Genomic DNA, 7,702 nt, shown 5'->3' on the forward strand with positions numbered 1-7,702 from the left:
CGTCAAGAGTTGTGCACAGGATTGCCGGGCCCGGTCCACCGGCTGATCAGATGTTTCATCTTCTGAAAGCTCAGAGGCAGTTGACCTGGCATCAGGACGACAAGTCGGACGCCGCATCCATGGTCTCTTGAATCAACTCCGCGGCAACCCTTGACGGTTCACCCGGCTCCCGCCACGCTCCCCACTGCGGGGGAGCGCTCTCTCGGTCCAACCCCCTCACAGAGCAAGGAGTTCGCATGGAACCCCGTGGAACACCACGGTTGCGCGGTGCCCTGGCGGTCATGGCCGCCGTGGCCCTCCTGTTCACCCTCTCGGTGGCCGTCGCCCCGGAACGCGCCGCCGCCGCGGCCGTGCTCGTCTCCCAGGGAAAGCCGGCCACCGCCTCCAGCACGGAGGCCCCCTTCACCGCCCCGTCCGCCGTCGACGGCGACACCGCCACCCGCTGGTCCAGCGCCTTCACCGACGACGAGTGGCTCCGCGTCGACCTGGGCGCGAACACCTCGATCGGGCAGGTCGTCCTGGACTGGGAGGCCGCCTACGCCAAGGGCTACCGCCTGGAGGTCTCGAGCGACGGAAGCGACTGGACGACCATCCACTCCACCACCACCGGCGCCGGGGGCGTCGAGACCCTGACGGTCTCCGGGACCGGCCGCTACATCCGGATGCACGGCACCCAGCGCGCCACCCCCTGGGGCTACTCCCTCCACGAGTTCCAGGTCTACTCCACCACCGGCGGCACCGCCCCCGGCGACGACGTCCTGCTCTCCTACGGCCGGGCCGGCTCCGCCTCGACCTTCCAGAACGACGGCACCTGCTGGGAATGCTCCCCGGACAAGGCGTTCGACCGGGACCCCGCCAGCCGCTGGGCCACCAGCCCCGAGGGCGGCTGGACCGACCCGGGCTGGATCGCCGTCGACCTCGGAGCCCGCGCCGAGATCAACCGTGTGGTCCTCCAGTGGGACCCGGCGTACGCCAGGGCCTACCGGATCGAGGTCTCCGACAACGGGACCGACTGGACGACGATCCACCAGACCACCACCGGCGCCGGCTTCAAGGAGACGCTGGACGTCAGCGGCGCCGGCCGGCACGTACGCCTGTACGCCACCCAGCGCAGCGGTGAATACGGCTACTCGCTCTGGGAGTTCCAGGTCTGGGGCACCGGCGGAGCGCCGATCCCCGCACCGCCGCTGCCCGCGGACCCCACGTACGACCGGCTGGTGTTCAGCGACGAGTTCGACGGACCCGCCGGCGCGGCCCCCGACCCGGCCAAGTGGGTCCCGGAGACGGGCACCGGCCCCAACAACGAGCTGGAGTACTACACGGACAACAAGAACGCCGCCCAGGACGGCGACGGCAGCCTCGTCCTGGAGGCCCGCCGCGAGGAGACGCCCGGTTCCGCCTGCCCGCCCGACCCGCTGAGCGGCAGCACCACCTGCCAGTACACCTCGGCGCGGCTCAACACCTACGGGAAGTTCCAGTTCACCTACGGCCGGGTCGAGGCGCGCATCAAGGTCTCCGGCACGCAGGGGCTCTGGCCCGCGTTCTGGATGCTGGGCGCGGACTACTTCGACGAGGGCCGTCCGTGGCCCTACACCGGCGAGATCGACATCATGGAGCATGTCGGCAAGGAGCCGAACACCACGTACTCCACCCTGCACGCACCCGCGTACAACGGCGCGGCCGGCTACGGAGCCCCCTACTCCCTGCCCGGCGGCGCGAACTTCGCCGACGACTTCCACACCTTCGCCGTGGACTGGAACAGCCGGGGCATGACGTTCCGGGTGGACGGTCAGGTCACGCACACGGTCGACAAGGAGGAGCTGGAGCGCACCCGCGGACCCTGGGTGTTCGACCACGACTTCTTCCTCATCCTCAACAACGCGGTCGGCGGTGACTGGCCCGGCCCGCCCGACGCCACCACACGCTTCCCGCAGAAGCTGAGCGTCGACTACATCAAGGTCTGGCAGTAGCCGCATCCGCCGACCCGGGGGCGTCCGGACGGTGCGGCTCTCCCGCCGTCCGGACGCCCTCCCCGGCTCAGCGACCCGCCGCGGACCCGCCGCCGCGCGGCGCGTACAGGATCCACAGCGGTCCTTCGGCGAGATCGACGCGCTGCCCGTCCGGCGTCCTGAACACCGTGTCGGCACCGGCCGCGCTCCGCGTCCACCGCGCCTCGTACGCCCGGCCGTCCCGCAGGACGACCGCGCTCCCCGCCCCCACCGTCTCGGTGAACGGGGTGTTGTTCCCCGACCGGTCGCGGAAGTCCGACGGCCGTACGTCCACGTCCTGGACGACGACCGTACCGGCCCCGAGCCGGTCGCCCTCGGCGGTACGGGCGGGGGAGCCGTCCAGGGAGACGAGCCACCGCTCGCCCTCGGCGGACCAGGTGAACGTCACCGACGCGGACGGATAGCGCACCGTACGGCTGTCCTCCGGCTCCCCGCCGGGAGGCGCCGCACCGAACGCGAGCCCCAGCTCCTCGACGGCGTTCACCCCGGAGGCCTCGAACGGGATGCGCTCCGGCCGCAGGTAGAGGTTGTGCGGTGCGGGCCGGTCCGGACCCCGGAAGTAGGCCCGTGGCGCCTTCGAGGGCGGCACGGCGTCCAGCGGCGCCCGGTCGATGACCGGCAGCAGCCTGCTCTGGGCCCCCGAGAAGGCCAGCGTCGGCCGGTCGAACTGCCGCAGCAGCTCCAGATCGGTCTCCCGCGCGCTGCGCACCGGACCGATGACCGGCGGCAGACCGGAGGAGTAGACGGCGAGAATCCGGCTCAGCCCGGCCTCCACCTGCTCGACGTAGACGATGTCGGCCCGCTCCAGCCCGGTATGGGGGCGTGCGGGCGCCACATTGTCGATCTTGACGGCGAGCACGTGGGCGGCCCCGCCCGTATCGGAGGGAGAGCTGCTGCGGGGCGAGGGCGACCCGTCCCCGCCCGTGCATCCCGCGACCACGGCCAGCACGAGCGCGGTGAGCAGGGCTGCGGCCGAGGTCCTGACTCCGGCTGCGGACATGGCGACCGCCCTTCCGGGGCGCCGGCCGGCGGTGCCTGCGGAACACCGTCGTGTCGGGACCCCCCGTCCATCATCCACCATCAGGTGTCCCGCGCGCCCGCGATCGCGTGGGAAGCCGCGCCGGGCCCGGACGGTCAGGACATGGCCGGAACTGCTCTGCGCCGCGCCCCCGATTCCGCTTCCGAAGGCGCTGTTCGCTCTCTACGGTTGCACCAGTGACGGGTTGCGTACCCGTCCGGTGCGACAGGCGAGGCAGAGGGGGGTTCGGTGGAAGCCGAGTTGACGGCACTGGCGGCATCGGGTGCGACGACGTTCGTCGGGCTGATGGCGACGGAGGCCTGGACACAGGCGCGCGGGCGCGTGGCCCGGTTCCTGGGCCGGGGCGAGGACGACGAGGCGGTCGACGCGGAGCTGGAGGAGTCCCGCGCCGAGCTGACGGCGGCCCGCGCCGAGGCCGACGAGGAGACGGCCGCGGACATCGAGGCGGAGTGGCGGACCAGGCTCCGCCGGACCCTGCGCGCCAACCCGGAGGCGGCCGAGGAGCTGAGGAGCCTGCTCGACGAGCTGTCGCCCCTGGAGCCCGAGGGCAAGAACGTGTCGATCAACCACAACACGATCAGCGGTGGCACCTACCACGGACCGGTGATCATGGCCCAGTCGATTCACGACGGCGGGCGCACGATGCCCCGGCGGGAACCGGGCGTCAGGTGACGGCCCCGGGTTCCGGCGACGGGTCCCGGCACATCGTCGCGCGGAACGACTTCTCCGGCACGAGCCACGGACCGGTCGTGCAGGCCGGCACCATCCACGGCGGCATCACCTTCCACGTCGAGCCGCCGCCGCCGGTCGGAACGCAGGTCACACCCGACGAGATCCCGCCACTGACCGTCCGGTTGATCGACCGGACAGCAGGCCTCGCCACGCTCGACGGCTGGCTGGTCCCCGAGCCGGACGGCGAGGACGACGAGGACGACGGCTCGAGCGTGGGCTTCGCCGCGCTGCACGGGCCGCCCGGCGTCGGGAAGACCGCGCTGGTGTCCCGCTGGGCCGAGCGGGGACGCAAGCGGTTCCCGGACGGACAGATCTATGTGGACTTCGCGACCCTGCGGGGAGAGTCGATGGGCGCGGACGTCTCCGAGGCGGCCCGGTGCTGCCTGCGGTCCCTGGGCATCGACGACGCCTACATCCCGGCCACGTTCGCGGAACGCGTCCGGCTGCTGCGGAGCCGGTCGGCGGACCGGCGGCTGCTGGTCTTCCTGGACAACGTCTCCCAACCCGCACAGGCCGCCGCGCTGATCCCCAAGGGACGGGGCAGTTTTCTGGTGGTGGCCGGAGGCAGCGGGCTCGGAGAGCTCGCCGCCTCCGGGGCGAAGCTGATGCCGGTGGAGCCGCTCGACCGGGACAGCGCCCTGGAAGTGCTCGCCGACCGGTGCGGAGCGGACAGGATCGCGGCCGACCCGGCCGCGGCGGAACGCCTGGTGGAGCTCTGCGACGGACTGCCGGTGGCGCTGCACGTGGTCGCCGCGCGGCTCGCGGCCAAGGCCCGGCTCACCCTGGCGGCGCTGGTGACCGAGCTGGCCGAGGAGCCGCGCCGGCTGGCAGGGATGTCCCTCGGAAAGGAACGGTCCGTGGCCGCAGCGTTCGATCTCGCCTACCGTGAACTCCCTCCGGAATCGGCCCGGTTCTACCGCCTCATGGGCTGGTATCCGGGAGCCGCCTTCGACGCCGGAGTCGCCGCGGTGGCGACCGGTCTGGACCCGGAACGCACCGCGGACGCGCTGGAGGCGCTGACCGGGGCCAGCCTGCTGGAGGAAACGCCGGACGGGCGCTTCTGCTTCCACGGCCTCGTGCGGCTGCACGCGGGTGAACGCGCGGCGGCGGAGGAAGCGCCTGCCGAGCGGACCGCTCTGGTACGGCGGGTGACGCTGCACTACCTGGCCCTCACCGCGCTCGCCGACCGGGCCGTGCGGCTGGACCGGCTGCGGATCGCCGACCACACCCACCTGCTCGCCGGCGTTCCCGACCCCTTCGGGGCCGAGGACGGACCGCAGCCGCTGGCCTGGCTGGAGGCCGAGCACCGCAACATCCTCGGTGTGCTGAGGGCCGCCGCCCGCGAGGAGACGCTGCTCACCGAGGTCTGGCAGCTCGCGGAGGCGTTCACGGTCCTGTTCTTCCACCACCGGCACCTCGGCGACTGGCGGGAGTCGCTCGAACTCGGCGCGGCGGCCGCTGCCGGGGCCCTGGCCCCGGCAGCCGAGGCACGCCTGCGCAGCCTGCTGTCACGCCCGTTGACGGACCTGGGCGAGTACGAGGCCGCCCGGCGCGAGCTGGACATCGCCCAGGCCTGCGCCGAGGTGGCGGACCATCTGGTCGTCCGCGCCTCCGTACAGGAGTTCTCCGGACGGTACTGGGACCGCACCGACCCGGCGCGGGCCATGGCGGCCTACCGCAACGCCCTCGACCTCAACACGGCCGCGAACGAAGGCCGCGGCGCCGCCATAGCGGCCTACTTCCTCGGCTGCGCCCAGGATGCGGCCGGGGATCCCAGCGGGGCCCTGGACACCCTGCGCGGAGCTCATGACGAGCTCATCGCACGGAAGGACCGGCGGATGGCGGCCCGGGTGCAGGCGGCCATCGGCATCGCCCACGATCACCTGGAAGAGACCGACAAGGCGGTACGGGCGCTGGGCGAGGCGGCCGAGATCCTCGGCGAGGAGCGGGCGACCCACTACGAGGCCCAGGCACTCGTCGCGCTCGCCGACATCCAGGAGCGCGCGCAGGGCGACCCCCGCGCGGTACGCGCCCGGCTGCGACGGGCCCTGGAGATCTACGAGGCCGGGGGCAGCCCCCGCGCGCAGGAGCTGCGGGACCGGCTGGCCGCGGGAGAGCCGACCGGAGGAGAGCCGGCGGGGTGACGCGAGGCGTTGCGCGGGCTCAGCCGGGCGAGCCGCCCCGCCGGGGCGGACGCAGCCGGAGCGCCACGTCCTCGTCGCGCCCGCCGACCCGCACGGTCACCAGGGCGTCGTCCAACGGGGCGGCGGCGCGCAGCAGCGTGTAGACGGCCGCCGCGGGCAGCCCGGGGTCCGGCGCCGGACCCGTCATGGCGGCCTCCACGATCCGGCCGTCCCGCAGTCCGACCAGGGCGCCGCCCCCGGCCAGCGCGGTCGCCGCGAGGGCGGCCCCCGGCAGGCGGTCCAGGGTCTCGCCGATCCACCGGACACCCTCCGCCGCGCTCTCTGCGGGAGCACTTCGCAGAAGCACCGAGGCGCTCTCGACCAGACGCCGGTCCGGCTCCCGCTCGTCGCAGGCGAGATGCCGGAAGCGCCCGGCCTGCGCGTCCTCGCCCGGATCGTCCGTCCCCCGCGACACCGCCGCGGGCTGTCTGCGTACGGTGACGGCATCCGGCCCGCCCTTCGGCAGTCCGGTCGTGGTGACCGTCCAGGCGCTGGCCCGCGCGCCCGTCTCGACCGGCTCGGCCAGGAACCGCTCCGGCGGGTCGGCGGACACCGGCCGGGGAAGACCGAGCAGGTCGTAGAGCGCGGACCGCAGTCGGGGCAGCGCCCGGCCCGGCTGGTGGAAGGCGCCCTCGGTGACGGTGGCGAAGAGCTCGGGCCGCTGCACGGCGAGCGCCGCGACGATCTGCGCGTGCACGTCACCGTGGGCGTCGAGGCGGGGCGCGGCCCGGCCGAGCGCGGCCATCGCGGTGCCGGGCACGGCCTCGCTCCCGAAGGCCCCCAGCAGCACCGGTTTGCCGAGCGCCGCACCGTACAGCGTCACCGACCCGTGGTCGCCCACGACCAGGTCCGCCGCGACCAGCGCCGACCGCCACGCGTGGATGTGGGGAATGAGCATCAGTCCCGCGTCCAGGGCGGGCGCCAGGATCGTGCGGATCTGCCAGGAACCGTGCCCCGACCAGACGTTGGGGTGCACGATCGCCGCCACCCGGAACTCGTCGTAGGGCAGGGCGGCGAGAACGCGGGCCGCCAGCTCGGGGTCCTGCCCGAACAGGGAGGTGGGGCCCCAGGTGGAGCTGAGCACCACCAGCCGGTGCGCGTCGGGCACGCCGAGCGCCCGGCGGTAGGCGCCCGCCCGGTCCGCGCTGCCCAGCAGTTCGTCGTAGCACGGGTCGCCCACGAGCAGGGTGCGTCCGGACGCCTTGGGATGCGAGGAGAGCAGCTGTTCCTCCTGCCCCGGATGCGAGATGGCCAGCCAGGCCCTGCCGGATTCCAGCAGGCTGTCCGGCACGACCCCCGACAGCCGGTCGCCCGGGGCGCGGGCGTCGGGCACCTGCTTCTGGAAGCCGATGCCGTGCGGCAGCACGAGCACCGGACAGTGCCCGTCGGGGACGTCGATGTTCTCGCTGGCGGTCAGGATCAGATCGGGGTCCGCGTGGCTCACCTGCTCCCAGGGGATGACCCGGCAGCCGGCGTCGTGCAGCAGATCCAGCACCCCGTCGTTGAACGCGGAGGTGGGGTCGTGGGCGAAGACGACCGTCACCCGGCTGTCCCCGCGCAGAAGGGCGGGCAGGCATTCGAGGACCCGTACGGTCGAGGTCACCGTACGGGCCGCTACGACCAGGGTCTTCTCACCGTGGAAGGTGTTCCACCGCCCGGCGTCGCTGCCGACGGGGACACGGAGGGGCTGGCTAGCGTGCATGGCCACCCCGAAAGGCTACGGGCACACCGCCCCAGCG

5 protein-coding genes are annotated in these 7,702 nt (G+C 73.4%); 3 read left to right on the forward strand and 2 right to left on the reverse strand.

Features of this window, described 5'->3' with window-relative positions:
- Window positions 1-236: 236 nt before the first annotated feature.
- Complete coding sequence (locus ACH4UK_RS22420) at window positions 237-1,970, forward strand: discoidin domain-containing protein (protein WP_398358829.1); 1,734 nt, start codon at window positions 237-239, stop codon at window positions 1,968-1,970.
- Between the two features lie 67 nt (window positions 1,971-2,037).
- On the opposite strand, the gene ACH4UK_RS22425 is transcribed toward ACH4UK_RS22420, so the two are convergent.
- A complete protein-coding gene (locus ACH4UK_RS22425; RefSeq protein ID WP_398358831.1) occupies window positions 2,038-3,009 on the reverse strand; it encodes a DUF3048 domain-containing protein in 972 nt (323 codons plus the stop codon).
- Between the two features lie 267 nt (window positions 3,010-3,276).
- Here ACH4UK_RS22425 and ACH4UK_RS22430 point away from each other — a divergent pair, with 267 nt between their 5' ends.
- Together ACH4UK_RS22430 and ACH4UK_RS22435 are read left to right on the forward strand one after the other, a co-directional pair.
- On the forward strand, window positions 3,277-3,720 hold the full coding sequence (locus ACH4UK_RS22430) for a hypothetical protein (protein WP_398358833.1): 444 nt from the start codon (window positions 3,277-3,279) through the stop codon (window positions 3,718-3,720).
- Window positions 3,717-5,924 (forward strand): NB-ARC domain-containing protein, encoded by a 2,208-nt coding sequence (locus ACH4UK_RS22435; RefSeq protein ID WP_398358835.1) that lies wholly within the window; start codon window positions 3,717-3,719, stop codon window positions 5,922-5,924. The genes ACH4UK_RS22430 and ACH4UK_RS22435 overlap by 4 nt, the downstream gene beginning before the upstream one ends.
- Window positions 5,925-5,943: 19 nt before the next feature.
- Here the strand turns inward: ACH4UK_RS22435 and ACH4UK_RS22440 are convergent, their stop codons facing one another.
- Complete coding sequence (locus tag ACH4UK_RS22440; protein ID WP_398359247.1) at window positions 5,944-7,665, reverse strand: hypothetical protein; 1,722 nt, start codon at window positions 7,663-7,665, stop codon at window positions 5,944-5,946.
- Window positions 7,666-7,702 lie beyond the last annotated feature (37 nt).

The sequence above is a fragment of the Streptomyces sp. NPDC020884 genome (genome assembly GCF_044333935.1).
In the GTDB taxonomy this organism is placed as follows: Bacteria; Actinomycetota; Actinomycetes; order Streptomycetales; family Streptomycetaceae; genus Streptomyces.